At 63.8% G+C, this 12,880-nt stretch carries 18 protein-coding genes; 7 read left to right on the top strand and 11 right to left on the bottom strand.

Features of this window, described 5'->3' with window-relative positions; genetic code table 11:
- Positions 1-23: 23 nt before the first annotated feature.
- The 3 genes from HU230_RS10620 to HU230_RS10610 all read right to left on the bottom strand — a co-directional run bounded on the left by HU230_RS10620 (position 24) and on the right by HU230_RS10610 (position 2,679).
- Entirely contained in the window at positions 24-710 is a 687-nt protein-coding gene (locus HU230_RS10620) for a substrate-binding domain-containing protein (protein WP_176531716.1), read from the bottom strand.
- Between the two features lie 5 nt (positions 711-715).
- Positions 716-1,420, bottom strand: a complete 705-nt coding sequence (locus HU230_RS10615; RefSeq protein ID WP_176531717.1) for a hypothetical protein — start codon at positions 1,418-1,420, stop codon at positions 716-718.
- A 224-nt stretch (positions 1,421-1,644) separates the two neighbouring features.
- Complete coding sequence (locus HU230_RS10610; protein WP_176531718.1) at positions 1,645-2,679, bottom strand: glutamine synthetase beta-grasp domain-containing protein; 1,035 nt, start codon at positions 2,677-2,679, stop codon at positions 1,645-1,647.
- 540 nt (positions 2,680-3,219) lie between these two features.
- Between HU230_RS10610 and HU230_RS10605 the strand changes: the two genes are divergently transcribed.
- Positions 3,220-3,420 carry a DUF2735 domain-containing protein gene (locus tag HU230_RS10605; RefSeq protein WP_176531719.1) on the top strand — a complete coding sequence of 67 codons (201 nt, stop codon included), beginning with the start codon at positions 3,220-3,222 and terminating at the stop codon, positions 3,418-3,420.
- A 90-nt stretch (positions 3,421-3,510) separates the two neighbouring features.
- On the opposite strand, the gene HU230_RS10600 is transcribed toward HU230_RS10605, so the two are convergent.
- Positions 3,511-3,822 carry an MliC family protein gene (locus HU230_RS10600; protein WP_176531720.1) on the bottom strand — a complete coding sequence of 104 codons (312 nt, stop codon included), beginning with the start codon at positions 3,820-3,822 and terminating at the stop codon, positions 3,511-3,513.
- A 127-nt stretch (positions 3,823-3,949) separates the two neighbouring features.
- Between HU230_RS10600 and HU230_RS10595 the strand changes: the two genes are divergently transcribed.
- A complete protein-coding gene (locus HU230_RS10595) occupies positions 3,950-4,693 on the top strand; it encodes a tyrosine-protein phosphatase (protein WP_176531721.1) in 744 nt (247 codons plus the stop codon).
- Between the two features lie 100 nt (positions 4,694-4,793).
- Here HU230_RS10595 and HU230_RS10590 read toward each other — a convergent pair whose 3' ends face one another.
- Both HU230_RS10590 and HU230_RS10585 read right to left on the bottom strand, forming a co-directional pair.
- A complete protein-coding gene (locus HU230_RS10590) occupies positions 4,794-4,997 on the bottom strand; it encodes a hypothetical protein (protein WP_097675416.1) in 204 nt (67 codons plus the stop codon).
- 114 nt (positions 4,998-5,111) lie between these two features.
- Positions 5,112-5,828 carry an SGNH/GDSL hydrolase family protein gene (locus HU230_RS10585; protein ID WP_224943187.1) on the bottom strand — a complete coding sequence of 239 codons (717 nt, stop codon included), beginning with the start codon at positions 5,826-5,828 and terminating at the stop codon, positions 5,112-5,114.
- Positions 5,829-5,943: 115 nt separating this feature from the next.
- On the opposite strand from HU230_RS10585, the gene fabG reads away from it, so the two are divergent.
- Positions 5,944-6,624, top strand: a complete 681-nt coding sequence (gene fabG / locus HU230_RS10580) for a 3-oxoacyl-ACP reductase FabG (RefSeq protein ID WP_176531722.1) — start codon at positions 5,944-5,946, stop codon at positions 6,622-6,624.
- Here the strand turns inward: fabG and HU230_RS10575 are convergent.
- Entirely contained in the window at positions 6,621-6,965 is a 345-nt protein-coding gene (locus tag HU230_RS10575) for a GrlR family regulatory protein (RefSeq protein ID WP_092113555.1), read from the bottom strand. The two genes, fabG and HU230_RS10575, sit on opposite strands and share 4 nt — an antisense overlap.
- A gap of 138 nt (positions 6,966-7,103) precedes the next feature.
- Between HU230_RS10575 and HU230_RS10570 the strand changes: the two genes are divergently transcribed.
- From HU230_RS10570 to HU230_RS10560, 3 genes are all read left to right on the top strand, one after another.
- Entirely contained in the window at positions 7,104-7,787 is a 684-nt protein-coding gene (locus tag HU230_RS10570; protein WP_176531723.1) for a DUF2161 domain-containing phosphodiesterase, read from the top strand.
- 16 nt (positions 7,788-7,803) lie between these two features.
- Entirely contained in the window at positions 7,804-8,103 is a 300-nt protein-coding gene (locus HU230_RS10565) for a putative quinol monooxygenase (RefSeq protein ID WP_176531724.1), read from the top strand.
- A gap of 89 nt (positions 8,104-8,192) precedes the next feature.
- A complete protein-coding gene (locus tag HU230_RS10560; RefSeq protein ID WP_176531725.1) occupies positions 8,193-8,501 on the top strand; it encodes a hypothetical protein in 309 nt (102 codons plus the stop codon).
- A gap of 137 nt (positions 8,502-8,638) precedes the next feature.
- Here HU230_RS10560 and HU230_RS10555 read toward each other — a convergent pair whose 3' ends face one another.
- The gene (locus HU230_RS10555; protein WP_176531726.1) at positions 8,639-9,262 is read right to left on the bottom strand and encodes a GNAT family N-acetyltransferase; all 624 of its coding nucleotides are present in this window, start codon (positions 9,260-9,262) and stop codon (positions 8,639-8,641) included.
- Positions 9,263-9,402: 140 nt separating this feature from the next.
- Entirely contained in the window at positions 9,403-9,801 is a 399-nt protein-coding gene (locus HU230_RS10550) for a PaaI family thioesterase (protein WP_092113549.1), read from the bottom strand.
- A gap of 148 nt (positions 9,802-9,949) precedes the next feature.
- On the opposite strand from HU230_RS10550, the gene HU230_RS10545 reads away from it, so the two are divergent.
- Positions 9,950-10,738 carry a cobalamin-binding protein gene (locus HU230_RS10545; RefSeq protein ID WP_176531727.1) on the top strand — a complete coding sequence of 263 codons (789 nt, stop codon included), beginning with the start codon at positions 9,950-9,952 and terminating at the stop codon, positions 10,736-10,738.
- 106 nt (positions 10,739-10,844) lie between these two features.
- Here the strand turns inward: HU230_RS10545 and HU230_RS10540 are convergent, their stop codons facing one another.
- Together HU230_RS10540 and HU230_RS10535 are read right to left on the bottom strand one after the other, a co-directional pair.
- On the bottom strand, positions 10,845-12,122 hold the full coding sequence (locus tag HU230_RS10540) for an ArgE/DapE family deacylase (RefSeq protein WP_176531728.1): 1,278 nt from the start codon (positions 12,120-12,122) through the stop codon (positions 10,845-10,847).
- 55 nt (positions 12,123-12,177) lie between these two features.
- Positions 12,178-12,870 carry a pyridoxamine 5'-phosphate oxidase family protein gene (locus tag HU230_RS10535; protein WP_224943184.1) on the bottom strand — a complete coding sequence of 231 codons (693 nt, stop codon included), beginning with the start codon at positions 12,868-12,870 and terminating at the stop codon, positions 12,178-12,180.
- Positions 12,871-12,880 lie beyond the last annotated feature (10 nt).

The following is a 12,880-nucleotide window of genomic DNA, read 5'->3' as shown; positions in this document are numbered from 1 at the left end:
GTTGCGTCGCGGTGCGGGCAAATTCAAGGCTCGAGCCCGGTCTCGCGCAGCACCGGCGCGACCGCAGCCGATGCGAGATACCGCAGCAGGTGATCGGCGGCCTCTGGCCGCTGCGATGCGGACATGGGGCCCGCGGAAAACACCGCCGGCGTCTGCAAGCCTAAGGGAATTGGCCCGACGATTTCGATACCGTCGATCTGCTTCAACTCGCTGATCTGCTGGATCGCAAGCTCGGCTTCGCCGGTGACGAGCCGCTCCGCGGTGAAGCCTACCGGAATGATCACCGCACGGGCGTTGATCGCCTCCGCAATGCCGAGACGCGCGATCAGCCGCGCGAACAGGATGCCGCTGGCGCCGAGCCGCGAATAGGCCACCGCCCGCGCGCCGAGCAGCGCCGCACGCAATGCGGCTTCGCTCGCGATGTCGGGATGCGCAGCGCCCGCCCTCACGGCGACACCGACATAGGAGCGCGCGAGATCGACAGCACTTTCCCGCGCAACGAGGCCTTCGCCGGTCATCTCGTCGATGCCCTCGCGGGTCAGGATCACGAGGTCGGCGGCCTCGCCGCCGCGCAGGCGTTCGAGCAGCGCCAGCGTCGGCGCGAAATCGGCATCGATCCGCATACCACTTGCGGTCTGGTAGGCCGCGGCAAGGCGCGCAACCGCGCACTTCAGCGCCAGCGTCGAGAGCACGCGAACCGAATTGTCCATCTCGCCTACGCCCGCCGCATCAGCTTGAGCGTGGCCCTGAGGCGGAGGCTGCGCTTGCCAGCAAGCGCGGTTGCTTCGAGAACGGCGCCTTCCGCGTCACAGGTACCGGCAAAGCCGATGCCGACCTCATGGCCGCCGAAGACCGGGTTCTCACCCATCGCGGAGGTGTGCTCCTGATTGAGGATCTGCCCCTTCCAGCGGCCTTTCTCGGAGGTGTAGGTGCCGAGGTAGTAGAAGAACGCATCGCCGCCAAGGATGCGGCCGTTGTTCAGCAGCATCACTCCGGTAAGGCTGCCGTCGACACCGTCGAGCAGCTGGATGTGGATCGAATAGAGCCCGTTGATGATGCCGCCCTCGCCGACGCCGCCGGCGATCGGGATGTCATCCTCGGTGATCGGCGTCATCACCGACTGGAACGGCACGCCGGGCAATTCCTTCAGTTCACCCTTGAAACGATAGAGCTCGCCGTCGGACCCGCCCTTGGCGATGAGCGTCGCGTCATCGGTGCCCGCCATCGCACGGTAGTTCGGATCGGGGTTGTGGCGGACGGTCTGGATCTCGACCGCGACCTCGTCGCCGGCCTTCTCGTAGGTGCCGATATGGGCGAAGGCCGAGTTGCCGCCGAGCATCTTGCCGTCGCCGACATACATCACGCTGCGGCCGACGGCGCCGCCCAGCTCGAACCGGACCTTGTAAAACCCTTCAAACAAGCGCCGTGTCCCCGGCAGCCAAGATACAACCGCTGTCTAGCGCGGTTCATAACGCAGCGAAACCGCTTTCGGCGGCAAGCCCGCCGCAAAGACTGTCGTTAAAAAGCAAAGGTCCGCCAAGGCAGTCGCCCTGGCGGACCCGATAGCGGTACCGGATGGCTCCATCCGGGTCCGACAGCTGCTAGGTCGCGGCCATTAAGCCGCAGCCATTAAGCAGCAGCCATTTACGCCGCAGCCTTGGCGCCGGTCGGCACCTCGGAGATCGTCTTCAGGATCTGCGAAGCGATCTGGTAGGGGTCGCCTTGCGAGTTCGGACGGCGGTCTTCCAGATAGCCCTTGTAGCCGTTGTTGACGAAGGAGTGCGGCACGCGGATCGACGCACCACGGTCAGCCACGCCATAGCTGAACTTGTTCCACGGCGCGGTCTCGTGCTTGCCGGTCAGACGCTTGTCGTTGTCCGGGCCGTAGACGGCGATGTGGTCCATCAGGTTCTTGTCGAAGGCCTTCATCAGGCTCTCGAAGTACTCCTTGCCGCCGACTTCGCGCATGTACTTGGTCGAGAAGTTGGCGTGCATGCCCGAGCCGTTCCAGTCGGTGTCGCCGAGCGGCTTGCAATGGAATTCGATATCGATGCCGTAGCTCTCGGTGAGGCGCAGCATCAGATAGCGGGCCATCCACATCTGGTCAGCGGCGGTCTTGGAGCCCTTGCCGAAGATCTGGAATTCCCACTGGCCCTTCGCCACTTCGGCGTTGATGCCTTCGTGGTTGATGCCGGCGGCCAGGCAGAGATTGAGATGCTCTTCGACGATCTTGCGGGCGATGCTACCGACGTTCTTGTAGCCGACGCCGGTGTAGTACGGGCCCTGCGGCGCCGGATAACCCTCTTCCGGGAAGCCGAGCGGACGGCCGTCCTTATAGAAGAAGTATTCCTGCTCGAAGCCGAACCAGGCGCCTTCGTCATCCAGAATGGTGGCGCGCTTGTTCGAGACATGCGGCGTCTTGCCGTCGGGCATCATGACTTCGCACATCACCAGCACGCCGTTCTCGCGCGCCGCGTCGGGATAGCAGGCGACCGGCTTCAGCACGCAGTCAGAGCTGTGGCCTTCAGCCTGCTGGGTGGACGAACCGTCAAAGCCCCACAGCGGGAGCTGTTCGAGGGTCGGGAACGACGCGAATTCCTTGATCTGCGTCTTACCGCGCAGGCTCGGCGTCGGCGTATATCCGTCGAGCCAGATATACTCGAGCTTGTACTTGGTCATTGAACCTCTCTGTTGATGATGCAAAACCGTGAGGACCGAAAGCCAGTCGGCCGCCGCACGCGTACCCGGCCACCATCGGCCGGCTCTTACTAAGCAATTAAAATGCCAGTCGCTGCACTGCGGCACCCGCCGGGCCCGCGGATGTCCCCAGCGGACATCGCATTTTTAGCTGCGACAAAGCAGCGCAGCTGACATGCGTCATGGTCAGCCAAAATCTTCTCTCAGCGCCCTCCGCCGCTCGTTTCTGCAGCAAATTCAGCTACCGCGTCCGCCGCCGATTAATGCGGCGGCAGCGCCATGTGACAGTTCGTGTCCAACCATCGGGCGCCGAGCAACCTTCGGCTCGGCCCAAGCGTTGGTCAGCTGCATCCTGCCTCGCAGGATGCAAACCGGGATTTGCACACGAATTAGACAGATAATGACTGTTTCTTGGTCAACTTGCACCCTGCCGGACCCGGGCCGATATCAAAATGACGGTAACGACACGCGAATGAGTCGGGCGCACCATGGAGGCTCGCTCCGGCCATAGGAGATTTTGACATGATTACGACGGGCCAAAATCAGGGATCGGCAACGATCTATCAATTCCCGGCTGGGGGGCGCGCGGCTCTCGGCGGACGCCGCTACGGCGAGATGCGGACGGCGCGCGAGCTTGCCGCTGAGGTCGCGACCTCGGCCTGCAGCGAGAGCTGGTACCATCAGGCGGCCATCGACGATGCCAAACCGAGCCGCGATCACTGATGTCGATCAGGCAGAGAGGCGTGGCGCAAAAACGTCAGACAGCAACAGAGCAGTAAGAGAGGGTCGGAACGAAGCGTTTCGGCCCTTTTTTCATGCCAGCTCGCAGGCCGTCACCGGCCGCTTCGCATGCCGGAGCCTGGTCAATCCGGCCCGGGTGATCTCAAGCGTGACACCGCTGCCTCTGTAGCGCGTGCCCGTCAGCGACAGACGCTTCGTCAGTGTCACCGCCTTGCCGTCGAGTTGCAGATGCGCGCGGGTGTCCCCGTTGAAGAACGCGACAATGAACTGCGTGCCGTCGGCACAGTGATAATTCCGGAAGGCGGACTGCGCCGGCGCTGCCGAGGAACCAAAAATCTCGAAAAGAATTGCGCCGACAAGAATGGCGCCTCCGCGATAAGTCATATTCTCCCCCCGAGAGGCCGGTTATAGACCTGTCTGCGCCCATACTCCTGCGCCAGGATTTCTCTGCCAGGATTCCTGCGCCAGGATTCCTGCGCCAAGACCTCATCAGCTGCAACAGGTCCGCCCGATGTCAGAAGCCCCTGCCCGTCACCTCAACCTCGCCGGCGCCAGCAATTTTCGCGACCTGGGCGGCTACCAGACGCGTGATGGCCGGACGGTGCGCTGGCGGCAGATCTTCCGCTCCAACCATCTTGCGCATCTCACCGAACAGGACGTCGCGGTGGTGCGCTCGCTCGGGGTCAAGAGCGCATTCGATTTCCGCGGCGTCGCCGAGCGCGCCGAGGCGCTGTGCGGCATGAGCGACGTGACCGTGCATTCGCTTCCGGTCGAGCCGACGGTGGTTGCCTCGCTGCGAGCGATCGCCAGCACCCGTCAGCTATCGGAAGCCGATGCGATCGATGTGATGCGGGATTCCTACCGCGGCTATGTGCAGGACAACACGCCGCGCTATCGCACGCTGTTTGCCCATCTGCTCGAGGACCGTGCCCCGCTGGTGATCCACTGCACCGCCGGCAAGGATCGCACCGGCTTTGCCTGCGCGCTGATCCTGCACGCGCTCGGCGTGTCCGATCAGGTGATCGCGGACGACTATCTCCTGACCAACCAGTTCTACAAGCGCGACCCGGCCCACAGCACCGAGCTGCCCGATGACGTCAATCAGGTGCTCGGCACCGTACGCGCGGCGTTTCTCGAGGCGGCGTTCGAGGCGATCGATGCCGACTATGGCGGCCTCGACGGCTATTTCCGCGAAGGCCTCGGGCTCGGCCAGGCCGAGCGCAAGGCGCTTGAAGGCCGCTATCTGCAGGCCTGATCAATTTACGCGAGAGCGTTTTCGTGTGAAGCCTGTCCCGCACGTGATGCAGGATGGACACCGGTTCGCGTGATGAAAACGCGGCCAAACTGAAAAAAGCTCAGGCCGCGGCCTCGAGCTCGAGCTCCGCATCGAGGTCGGCAATCACATCCTCGAACGCCGAGATCGCCTGCTGAATCGCTGCGATCTGCATCAGCTCCCAGCTGCCCACTGGTCCGTTGCGGTTTTGCAGCGCCACCACGAGATCGCGCCGCTGCTCCTTAAGCTGAACGAGCGGTAAACCGTGATCCGGAAGATTTCCCATTCGCATAACCCCTACCTTGGCTAGAGTTCCGCTTCTAAGCAAAGGGTTCTGAAAACGACTTACGGAACTGCCGCAAATTTTATCCAACCGGCCCACCTCCGTAGTCTTACGTAGTCAAGACGACGTGCTCGCGCTGCGTGCCACTGCATCGTTGATCGCACCGAGCAACGCTTGCGTGACACAATCGGTCGCCCACTCGCTCGTATGGAGATGCTCCTGTGCACCATCGTCGAGTTCGGAGAGCGGAATTCCGGCAGCGACCCATTGCTTCATCAGCGCAAAGCGGCGGAACAGGTTGACTTTCCTGCTTGCAGCGACGTCGGCGATCATTGGCATGAACTGGTTGGCGAGCTTGAGCACGTCTGGCGCGCCGATGATTGCCTGGGTGTATTGCGAATCCATCACCACGACGTCCAGCGGCAGGCCGGCGAGCACATCGAGTCCTGCCTCGAATGTCGCTTGCACCTGATCGAAGTTGTAGTTCCTGTACACGGCGTTGGTGCCGACCTGCCAAATCACCATCACCGGTGCTTCAGCGATGACATCGGACTCGATGCGCGAGAACTCTTCCGGCGCCTCTTGCCCGCCGATCCCTCGGTTGACGATGTCGATCATCCTGCCGAAGGACTGCTTCTGGCTTCGCCATAAGATCTCCAGCCGCGGTGGAAACGGGAGAATTTTGTCGGCTCCCGCGGTCGACGATGATCCGAGGGCAACGATCTTGACCTTCCGGTCGCGCTTGAGCGCCTGCGCAAGATGCGGCAATCCGTAGCTGAACTTGACGAGTTCGAGATGGGTTTCGCACGGCCTTGGTGTCGGCATCGCAAACATCCTTGAGGCGAATGAATTGATGAATGCGCGCAGTAGGAGACGAAATTGGCAGCATTGCAAATGAAATCCGCCTGATCATAGTGGGCAGCAACCTGTTGCTGATACGGAGAGCGCCATGAACGGAAAAGCCATCGTCATCACCGGCGCGCTCGGCGCGCTTGGCAAGGTGGTCGCCGAAGAAGCCCTGGCGCGCGGCGCGCGCGTTGCCGGCATCGATCATGCGGCCTCGCAGCTTGCCGCGACGGCCGATCGTATCGAGCTCGGCAATGTCGACCTCACCGACACCGCACAGGCGACGGCCGCGATTGACAGGGCGGCTGCGCATTTCGGCCGGCTCGACGGGCTGATCAATATCGCAGGCGGCTTTACCTTCGAGGCGGTGAGCGACGGCGATCCCGCGACCTGGCAGCGCATGTTCGCGATGAACGTGATGACAGCCTTCAACACGTCGCACGCCGCGATCCCGTATCTCACCAAATCCGGCGCCGGACGCATCATCAATATCGGCGCGCTCGGCGCGCTGCAGGCGGCGTCCGGGATGGGTCCGTACGCGGCATCAAAGGCCGGCGTGCACCGCCTCACCGAGTCGCTCGCCGCGGAGCTCAAGGGCAAGGTCACGGTCAACGCGGTGCTGCCCTCGATCATCGACACCGCCGCCAATCGCGCCGCGATGCCGAAGGCCGACATTTCGAAATGGGTGACGCCGAAGGAACTCGCCGACGTGATCCTGTTCCTCGCCAGCGACGCCGCAGGCGCCGTCACCGGCGCGTTGCTGCCGGTCAACGGACGGGTTTAGTCGGCAACCAGCAGCCGCAGCTTCGACCTGAAGCGGATGCTCTGCTTGCCGGCCAGCGCCATGCCGTCGCCCTCGGCGGTCTCGTCGGTGTAGGTGCCGGTAAAACCGATGGTGACCACCTTGCGTTCCCACACCGGGCGCTCGCCATAGGTCGGCGAATGCTCCTCGTTGGTGACCTCGCCCTTCCACTTGCCGTCGGCCGCGGTGTAGCTGCCATGGGCGAAGAAGAACGAGTCACCGCCGCGCATCTGGCCGTCGCGCAGCACCATGACGCCCTGGTTGCCGCCAGAGACGCCATCGAGAAATTCGACGGTGATGTGATAGAGGCCGTTCCGGATCATGAAAATGGTCGCGCCCTGTCCCGGCCCAATAATAGCCGCCTGGCCGCGCTTTGGGCAAATTCCATCGGCCTCAGTAGGCGCAATTCCGCGCTATGCTGGCAACCTGAGTCGCGGCTGGATGCCGCAGGAGCCTGCCTGTTGGAAACCGCGCTTTATCTGCCCGTCAAACGCTTCCTCGAAAAGCTCGGCTTCACGGTGAAGGGCGAGATCGGCGGCTGCGATCTCGTGGCATTGAGCGGCGGCGGCCCGCCTGTCGTCGTGATCGGCGAACTGAAGCTCGCCTTCAATCTCGAACTGATCCTGCAGGCGGTCGATCGCGCCGCCGCCGCCGACGAGGTGTGGATCGCGGCCAAGGTTTCGGCGCGCGGCAAGGGCCGCGAGAGCGACGCGCGCTATCGCAATCTGTGCCGGCGGCTCGGTTTCGGCATGCTCGGCGTCACCGACCGCGGCGACGTCGAGGTGCTGGTGCCGCCGCCGACTGCGGCACCGCGCCGCAATCCGAAGAAGCGCTCGCGCCTGATCACCGAGCACCGGAAGCGCAAGGGCGATCCAGCCATGGGCGGATCGACGCGCGCGCCGATCATGACCGCCTACCGGCAGCAGGCGCTGGCCTGCGCCTGTGCGCTGTCGGATGGGCCCCGGCGAGTGCGCGACCTCCGCGCCGAGATTCCCGACGCCGGCAAGATCCTGCAGCATAATGTCTACGGCTGGTTCGATCGCGCGGAGCGCGGCATCTATGTCCTGACCGATGCCGGCCGTGCCGCGCTGAAGCGCTGGCCGCAGCAACCGATCAATGCGTCAGGGGCGGAAGCCGCCCCGTAACGGATTGGGGGAAATCATGATTGTCGTCACCGGCAGCGTCACCGCCCGCCCCGACTCGTTCGACGAGGTGCGTCGGCTGAGCCTCGAACATGTCCATCGCTCGCGCACAGAGCCCGGCTGCATCTCCCACGCGGTCCAGGTCGACTGCGAGAATCCGCTCAGGCTGGTGTTTTTCGAGCAATGGGCCGACCGCGCCGCGCTGGCGGCGCATTTCGCGGTCCCCGCCTCGCGCGATTTCGTCCGCTCCCTGCAATCTCTTGCGGCCGCAGCGACCACCATCGAACTTTATGACGCTCACAAGATTGAGAGACTCTAGCTGCATGGCTGGATTGCCATCTCATATTCATATTGCAATGCAACATTGGGGACCTTACGTATCTCCCGCGATTCAAAGATGAGGCGGCGATGAGCGGAGACTGGAACACCAAGTATGGCACCCGGCGCGTGCGGCATGATCCGCCGACGCTGGAGGAGGCAATCTTCGCCGCCATCGGCATCACCGATGACGTGGAGGCCCAGGCCGAAATCGCGTCGTCGCTGATGGGGCTGCCCTATGAAGAGGTGCTGGCCGAGGTGAAGAAGACCGCGCGCGTCAGCGCCCGCACCGGCACGGCAACCCGCGTGATCGCCGGCGAACAGGGCGCGCAGCGCTCGGTCGTGGTCGAGCGCCGCGTGGTCCGCCGTCTCGTGCCCGCCAAGCGCACCGGCACCTGAAATACAACATCCGGTTACTCAAAGAAAAAGGGCAATCCGCTGAACGGATTGCCTTTTTTACGTTTGATCTGAGATTCTTATTGGACGCGTTTCCTTCCCGCGAACTGGTGTCCCGTTCGCTTGGAAACGCTATCGGCTCAGGCGGCACGGCCCCAGCCGGACATCTGCATCACCATTCGCCAGTAGGCGCGGTTCATGTCGACGATCACGCGCGCGGCCTCGACCGGCGTAACCGGTGCAGCGGCCGGCGCCGGTTCGGGCTGATTCTGCTCGGTCAGGTCGATGCTGCCGGTGGACTCACCATGACGGAAGCTCAGCTGCGCACCGAACTTGGTGGCGAGCGCACGCATCGCGTCGTTCTGCGCGCCGGTGGTGATGCGCAGGCTGCTGTAGCCCTTGGCATGCGCCTCGGCGATCAGCTTGCGGAACAGGGTGCTGCCGACGCCCTTGCGCCGCACCGCCCGCTCCACGCTGAAGGCGATTTCCGGCTGCGCATCCGGTGACTGCTCCGACGGATGCAGCTCGGCTGCGCCGCGGACCACGCCATCCTCGAAATAGGCGATGATGACCGTGCCGTCGTTGGCGCAACGCTCGGCATAGCGGCGGATGAAACTGTCGTCGATGAAGCCATGAAAACGATCATGGCGGCTGGTACGATCCAGTCGCAGCAGGTGATCGCGCAGCAGAGGAAGCTCCTCCTGCTGGCTCAACGTCCGCACGGTGCCCCTGGCGGACGTCGGACGTATGGAATCATAGTTCATTTCATAACTCCTCTTGGTAGCCCTCGAGGAGGCGTCGAGTCCCTAGCGCTCCCTATATTGTGCGTCGCAGCATATAATTCAAGTACATAGATTCATTTGAATAAACAATGTTGTGATTTGAAAATCACATCATCGCCTCATTATAATACCAGCTGCGTTTGCGTGACGACGGCGACCAGCTTGCCGTCCTCGGTTTCCAGCCTGGTCTGCCAGACCTGGGTCCGCCGGCCCCGATGGACCGGGGTCGCCGTTGCGATCACGGTGGTCCCCTCCTTGGCCCCGCCGATGAAGTTGGTTTTGCTCTCCAGCGTCGTGGTGCCCTTGGCGTCCTCAGGCAGGTTGATCACGGTGGCGGCAGCACCGACCGAGTCCGCGAAGGCCATCACCGCGCCGCCGTGGATGGTGTTGCGGAGCGTGCAGAGGTCCGGCCGCACCAGCATTTTCGCGACCACGCGATCCTGGCCGGCCTCGGTGAAGGTGACGCCCTTCAGTTCCGCAAACGGCATCTTCATCGACTGGATCTTTTCGAGCGGCGTCATGGGCACTCCCTGCTTGTGCGGGCCTCTTCGAGATTGGTGTCGGCATGATGGATTGCCTCATCGGGCCGGGCAATGACCTCCGAGGTAATGGTACGGATGACGTCATGGACGTCGTGACAATCGCTGGCGAGTCTGCATACCGTTCTCGATGCGTGACTTCCCTCCCCGCCGGATCGTCTGCCTGACAGATGAGACGGTCGAGACGCTGTATCTGCTCGGCGAGCAGGACCGCATCGTCGGCGTCTCCGGCTATGCGATGCGGCCACCGCAGGTCCGCCGCGAGAAGCCGCGGGTGTCGGCGTTCATCTCCGCCGATCTCCCAAATATCCTGGCGCTCGATCCCGATCTGGTGCTCGCCTTCTCCGATCTGCAGGCCGACATCGTCGCCGATCTGGTGCGTGCCGGTGTCGCCGTGCACGTCTTCAACCAGCGCGACGTCGCCGGGATTCTCGCGATGATCCGCACTTTGGGTGCGATGGTCGGTGTCGCCGAGCGCGCCGGGCAGCTTGCGCAAGGCCTCGCACAACGGCTGGCCGCGATCGCGGCAACGCCGCGTCCGGCGCCGCGACCAAAGGTCTATTTCGAGGAATGGGACGATCCGCTGATCAGCGGCATCGGCTGGGTGTCCGAGCTGATCGAGATCGCCGGCGGCGAGGACGCGCTGCCGCATCTGCGGGTGCACAAGGCCGCCAGGGATCGCATCGTCACGCCCGACGCCGTGCGCGAGGCGATGCCCGACGTGATCCTGGCATCCTGGTGCGGCAAGAAGGTCGTGCCCGACCGCATCCGCAAGCGGGAGGGATGGAGCGACATCCCGGCCGTGCGCGACGACCGCATCGTCGAGATCAAGTCGCCGATCATCCTGCAGCCCGGCCCCGCCGCGTTGACGGATGGGCTCGATGCGATCGTCAGGGCGTTGTGGGCGGCGCGAGCGTGAATCTCTCCGCCGTCATAGCGAGGAGCGAAGCGACGAAGCAATCCATGTCTCCGCACGTGGTGAGATGGATTGCTTCGCTTCGCTCGCAATGACGCAAACGGGGCAGCTACGCCTTCTCCACCCCGCACCATTCCGCGATGAACAGCGCGGTGGCCTTGGTCGACTTCCGCAGCGATTCCAGCTCGACATATTCGTTGAAGCCGTGCATCGCCGCGCCACTGGCGCCAAAGCAGAGGCTCGGGATGTCGTAGTTCCGGCCGTAGAAGCGCGTGTCGGTCAACGCGGTGAAGGCGCGGTCTTCCACCGCCCCGCCATAGACCGCTTGATGCGCCCTAGCGAACGCCGCTTCCGCCGCTTCGGAGTTCACCAGTTCGTAGCCTTCCGACAGGAATCCCGACCATTCCACCTGCGGCGGATTGTTGGAGAGAAAGCGGTGATCGCGCGCCGCAGCCGACACGCAGGCCAGAATCTCCTTCTGACACTCGGCGATCGACCAGCCCGGCAGCACTGCGATGCGGCAGTCGACATCGCACCAGGCCGGCACGCTGGAGGCCCAGTCGCCGCCCTTGATGATGCCCGGATTGAAATTGATCGGATGATTGACGTCCTTGAAATGGCGGTCGGCCTTGGCGCGCTCGTTCCAGGCGATCTCGAGCTTCTCCAGCGCGTGCACCAGATGGTACGCCGCCACGATCGCGTTCGAGCCGGCGCCGGCCTCGAACACATGCACTGGGAAGCCGCGCACCTTCAGGCGGAACCAGATCACGCCGACCTGCGAGCGGATCATCTTGCCGTTGGTCGGCTCCGGGATGAAGCAGGCATCGGCGCGGTAGCCGCGCTGCAAGGTCGAGAGCGCGCCGACGCCGGTGCTCTCCTCCTCGATCACAGACTGGAAGTGAATCCGCGCCGTCGGCTTCAGCCCGGCCTGCTTGATCGCATCCAGCGCGTAGAGCGCGGCAATCGTGCCGGACTTCATGTCGCAGGCGCCGCGGCCGTACATCCTGCCGTCCTTGATGACCGGCGAGAACGGCGGCGTCTCCCACATCTCGAGCGGGCCGGTCGGCACCACGTCGCAGTGGCCCTGCAGGATCAGCGATTTGCCGGCATTGGTGGCCGGGCGGTAGGTACCGACCACGGTGCGCGCCTTGGAGAAATCATGCTCGATCGGGCCGAAGCCGCGCAAATCCTTCAGCTCGTCGAGATTGATGTGCCAGTCGTCGACCTCATAGCCGCGCTCGCGCAAGAGATCGCCGATCATGTCCTGGCACGGCCCCTCGGCGCCGCGGGTCGAGGGGATCGCGACAAAGGCCTGCGTCGTCGCAAGCTGCGCATCGAATCCCTCGTCAACGGCGCTGAGGATTCGTTGTTGCGTCTCGGCAGTCATTCGGCAGCTCCATGGGGGACATCAGAAAGGGCGGGAGCCGCACCGTAACCCGATTTCACCCCTCCTTGTATTGTGCAAAATAGGCATCCCGCAATGCATCTTCGAGCAGACGGCCTTCCGAATAGCCATCGAGCGTTGTCGGCCGCGTCACGCCGTCGAGCAGCCGCGGGCACGGCTCGGGCGCGCCGAGCACCGTGCGCACCGGAATGCGCTCGGCATAGATCGGCAACTCGTAATCGTCGTCGTCGTCGGCGACGCCCTTGGCGCGCACCTTTGCCGAGGCCTCCTCGATCTCCATCGCGATGAACGAGGTCGCCTTGATTTCCTGCTTGTTGCTGGCGCGCAAGCTCGCGGTACGCTCGGGAAAGAAGCGGTCGACCATCGCGACGATCGCGCGCTCCTTCTCTTCCGGGTCGGTCACGAGGTAGGCAGTGCCGAACGCCATCACCGCGCGATAGTCGGCTGAATGGTTGAAGCCGCAACGCGCCAGCACCAGGCTGTCGAGATGGGCGACCGTCAGGCACACCCGCTGCCCTTCCGACTGGTTCTCCAGCATTCGGCTCGCGCTGGAGCCGTGCCAATAGAGCTTGGTGCCCTCGCGCCAGAAGAAGGTCGGCGTGCAATAGGGCTGACCGTCGATCACGTAGGAGACGTGGCACAGCATCGAGGCGTCCAGGATCTTGTGCACGGTGGCGTGGTCGTAGAAGCCGCGGTCATGGCGGCGCTTGACCCGGTTGCGGGACGACATGGGTAGGACG

Origin of the sequence: Bradyrhizobium quebecense, assembly GCF_013373795.3 — a bacterium.
Taxonomy (GTDB): domain Bacteria; phylum Pseudomonadota; class Alphaproteobacteria; order Rhizobiales; family Xanthobacteraceae; genus Bradyrhizobium; species Bradyrhizobium quebecense.
The sequence above is the reverse complement of the archived record's forward strand: the minus strand, read 5'-3'. Positions and strand labels throughout refer to the sequence as shown.

Bases quoted from the DNA above. Each gene is read 5' to 3' on its own strand.
- HU230_RS10620 (WP_176531716.1), bottom strand. From the start codon at position 710: ATGGACAATTCGGTTCGCGTGCTCTCGACGCTGGCGCTGAAGTGCGCG.
- HU230_RS10610 (WP_176531718.1), bottom strand. From the start codon at position 2,679: ATGACCAAGTACAAGCTCGAGTATATCTGGCTCGACGGATATACGCCG.
- HU230_RS10605 (WP_176531719.1), top strand. From the start codon at position 3,220: ATGATTACGACGGGCCAAAATCAGGGATCGGCAACGATCTATCAATTC.
- HU230_RS10600 (WP_176531720.1), bottom strand. From the start codon at position 3,822: ATGACTTATCGCGGAGGCGCCATTCTTGTCGGCGCAATTCTTTTCGAG.
- HU230_RS10595 (WP_176531721.1), top strand. From the start codon at position 3,950: ATGTCAGAAGCCCCTGCCCGTCACCTCAACCTCGCCGGCGCCAGCAAT.
- HU230_RS10590 (WP_097675416.1), bottom strand. From the start codon at position 4,997: ATGGGAAATCTTCCGGATCACGGTTTACCGCTCGTTCAGCTTAAGGAG.
- HU230_RS10585 (WP_224943187.1), bottom strand. From the start codon at position 5,828: ATGTTTGCGATGCCGACACCAAGGCCGTGCGAAACCCATCTCGAACTC.
- fabG (WP_176531722.1), top strand. From the start codon at position 5,944: ATGAACGGAAAAGCCATCGTCATCACCGGCGCGCTCGGCGCGCTTGGC.
- HU230_RS10575 (WP_092113555.1), bottom strand. From the start codon at position 6,965: ATGATCCGGAACGGCCTCTATCACATCACCGTCGAATTTCTCGATGGC.
- HU230_RS10565 (WP_176531724.1), top strand. From the start codon at position 7,804: ATGATTGTCGTCACCGGCAGCGTCACCGCCCGCCCCGACTCGTTCGAC.
- HU230_RS10560 (WP_176531725.1), top strand. From the start codon at position 8,193: ATGAGCGGAGACTGGAACACCAAGTATGGCACCCGGCGCGTGCGGCAT.
- HU230_RS10555 (WP_176531726.1), bottom strand. From the start codon at position 9,262: ATGAACTATGATTCCATACGTCCGACGTCCGCCAGGGGCACCGTGCGG.
- HU230_RS10550 (WP_092113549.1), bottom strand. From the start codon at position 9,801: ATGACGCCGCTCGAAAAGATCCAGTCGATGAAGATGCCGTTTGCGGAA.
- HU230_RS10545 (WP_176531727.1), top strand. From the start codon at position 9,950: ATGCGTGACTTCCCTCCCCGCCGGATCGTCTGCCTGACAGATGAGACG.
- HU230_RS10540 (WP_176531728.1), bottom strand. From the start codon at position 12,122: ATGACTGCCGAGACGCAACAACGAATCCTCAGCGCCGTTGACGAGGGA.
- HU230_RS10535 (WP_224943184.1), bottom strand. From the start codon at position 12,870: ATGTCGTCCCGCAACCGGGTCAAGCGCCGCCATGACCGCGGCTTCTAC.